Raw genomic sequence first — 3,204 nt, forward strand, 5'->3', positions numbered from 1 at the left:
CGGTAACCTGGGATAGCTTTCTTAGGTTGCTCACCTGCTTCTGTTGGATAGTTTGGAATTACATTTCCATCTTTATCCTTGAAGACTGTTGTTACTTTCTCATAGACGTGTTCTACATCGCCATTTGGAAGTTTCTTAGTCTCTACGAAGCGGTAGCCTGGGATAGCTTTCTTAGGAGTTGTACCTTCTTCAGTAGTTGTTCCTGGAATTACATTTCCATCTTTATCTTTGAACACTGTTGTTACTTTTTCGTAGATGTATTCTGTATCTCCATTTGGAAGCTTCTTAGTTTCCACTACTTTGTATCCTGGAACCTCTTTTGGAGTTTTAGCTGAAGTTGTTCCTTCTTCTGTTTCTGTTCCTGGAATTGGGTTACCGTTTTTATCTAAGTGTTTTGTAGTTACTGGTTCGTAAACGTGTTCTGTGTCTCCATTTGGAAGTTTCTTAGTCTCTACGAATTTGTAACCTGGAATTGCTTTCTTAGGTGTTGTTCCTTCCTCAGTTGTTGTTCCTTCGATTACGTGTCCTTCTGAATCTACGAATGATGTCGTTACTTTTTCGTAAACATATTCTGTATCTCCATTTGGAAGTTTCTTAGTCTCTACTACTTTGTATCCTGGAATGTTCTTAGGATCTTTTGTTCCTTCTTCTGTTGTTGTTCCTGGGATTGGGTTACCGTTCTTATCTACGTGTTTAGTTGTTACTGGTTCGTAGATGTGTTTAGTGTTCCCTTTTTCATCCGTCTCAGTCTTAACAAGTTTGTATCCTGAGATTTTTTCTGATGGATTCTTACCATCTTTAGATGGAACTAACTCTTTACCATTCTTATCAACAAATACTGTGTCAGGACGAACTGTTGGTGTGTAAGAAGCTTTGATTGTCTTACCATTCTTATCTTTACGTACAACTTCTACTGGAGTAGCTTTTCCTACGAAGTTTGGTTCTGGAGTGAATGTTACTTTACCATCTTTATCGATTGTGTAAGTTCCTTCTCCTGGTACTTTCTTCTCAGTTGATCCATCTTTAAATGTTGGGGCTACTGTAGTGTCTACATCACCTTTGAATACTGGAGTATTAGATTGAGGTTGTCCTTTAGCACCTTCAGATACTACGTTTTCTGTAGTTGTTTTACCTAATACTGTTGGTGTGTATTTAGCTGTTACTGGAGTTCCGTTTTCGTCAACACGTTTAACTGTTACACCTTTAGCTTTTCCTACGAAGTCTTTTTCTGGAGTGAATGTTACTTTACCGTTCTTATCGATTGTGTAAGTTCCTTCTCCTGGTACTTTCTTCTCAGTTGTTCCATCATCAAATGTTGGAGCTACTTTTTCATCGATTGGTACTGTTACAGTTTTACCGTTTACTTTAGTAGTTCCTGGTGTGAATACTGGAGTTTCTGATTGAGGTTGTCCTTTTTCACCGATTGATGTTACGTCTTTACCTGTTGGAGTTACTGGTAATACTACTGGAGTGTAAGTAGCTGTTACTGGTGTTCCATTTTTGTCAACACGTTTAACTGTTACACCTTTAGCTTGACCTGTGAAGTCTTTTTCTGGAGTGAATGTTACTGTTCCGTCTGGATCTACTGTGTAAGTTCCTTCTCCTGGTACTTTCTTCTCAGTTGAACCATCTTCGAATGTAGCTGGTTTAGTATCATCAAGATCTACAGTTTTTTCTACACCGTTAACTGTTGTTGTACCTGGTGTGAATACTGGAGTTCCAGTTTGTTTAGCACCTTGTACATCAGTTGTAGTTACACCTTTTGCTTTTGGTGTTACTGGTTTAACTGTTGGTGTGTATTTAGCAGTTACCTCTGTTCCGTTTTTGTCAACACGTTTAACTGTTACACCGCTAGCTTTACCAGTGAATTGTGGTTCTGGAGTAAATGTTACTACACCATTTTCATCGATAGTGTATGTTCCTTCTCCTGGTACTTCTTTCGTAGTTGAACCATCATCGAATGTTGGTTTAACAGTTTCGTCGATTTCTACAGTTACTTCTTTACCATTAACTGTTGTTTTACCATCAGTGAATACTGGAGTTCCAGTTTGTTTAGCACCTTGAATATCTTCTGAAATTGCATCTTTTGATGTTGGTGTTACTGGTTTAACTGTTGGTGTGTATTTAGCTGTTGCTGGAGTTCCATTTGTATCTTTACGTTGAACTTCAACTCCTGTTGCTTTACCTGTGAAGTTTGGTTCTGGTTTGAATGTTACTTCACCAGTTTCTGGGTTGATTGTGTAAGTTCCTTCTCCTGGTACTTCTACTGATGTCTCATCAGTTGGTTCACCAGTTTCTGGATCGATTAATTTAGCTGGTACAGTTGGATCGATTGGAGCTTTTTCGTGTCCTTCAGTGAATGTTGGAGTTCCGCTTTGCTCTTGACCTTGTGCACCTTCAGAAGTTACCCCTTTAGCAGTTGGCTTAACAGGTATGATATTTGGAGTGTAAGTTGTTGTTACAGCTGTTCCGTTTTTATCTTTCGCTTGAACTGTTACTGGTTGAACTGGACCTGCGTAAGTTTTATCTGTTGGGGTGAATACTGCAACTGGATCTTTACCATCTTCTGTTTTAAGAGTGTATTTACCAATTACATTTCCTTTTGGATCTTTAGCTGGTACTTCTGGTGCAGGTTGTCCATCTTCACCTAATAATGTGTAAGTATCTGGATCGATATCCACAGATTTTTCTGTTTTAGCTCCTGTTACAGGGTCTTTAACAACCGCTGATCCACCTGTGAATTTAACTGGTTGTTCTTGTGTTTGACCTTGAATGTCACTAGAGATAGCTGGTTCTGCTTTTGGAGAAGTTCCTACCACTGTTGGTGTAAATGTACCAGTTGCTGGTGTTCCATTTGTATCTCTACGTTGTACTTTTACACCTTTAGCTTTTCCTACGAAATCTGATTTTGGTTTAAAGTGAACCGTTCCATCTGGATCTACTCTGTATGTTCCTTCATCTGTTACAACTTCATCAACTTCTTGTCCTGTAGTTGGATCAATTAGTTTAGCAGGTACATTTTCATCGATAGGCACTTCTTTTTCTACACCATCGATGTTTGCTTTACCACCTTTAAATACAGGTGTTCCACTTTGTTCTGCACCTTGAATATCCGCTGTTGTTACATCGTCTCCTTCTGGGTCAGCAGGTACTACTACCGCTGTATAGTCAGCTGTTACAGGTGTTCCGTTTGTATCTTTACGT

Annotated in this window: 1 pseudogene; it reads right to left on the bottom strand. The window is 39.0% G+C overall.

What is annotated here, in order from left to right:
* A pseudogene (locus PAN06_RS13465) lies at positions 1 to 3,204 on the bottom strand (surface-associated protein CshB); the annotation flags it as partial.

This window comes from Streptococcus sp. SM3 (assembly GCF_027497875.1).